1 protein-coding gene is annotated in these 228 nt (G+C 55.3%); it reads left to right on the forward strand.

Translation table 11 applies throughout. From position 1 onward, the window contains the following. A partial coding sequence (locus tag Q4563_RS23460) for a hypothetical protein (protein WP_303606258.1) occupies positions 1 to 228 on the forward strand: 228 nt, incomplete at both ends.

Consider the following 228-nt stretch of genomic DNA (forward strand, 5'->3'; position numbering starts at 1 on the left):
CTCAGTGGCCTGGATAGCGACAATCTGATTGTTGTGGGTACGGTACAAGGTCTGGATGCCAATCTGTTGAAACTGGCACCCATCAAGCTGGGTGAAGAAAGCCTGCTGCAATACGCCCGTGCCGCCGAAGCCGGTCAGCAGCCGCGTTACGAAGGCTCGCGTTTGTGGATAAACGCGGATGAGTACGGTGCTCGCGAATTTAACTATGTCAATCCATCCCTGCAGGGG

It is taken from the genome of Gilvimarinus sp. 1_MG-2023 (assembly GCF_030548285.1).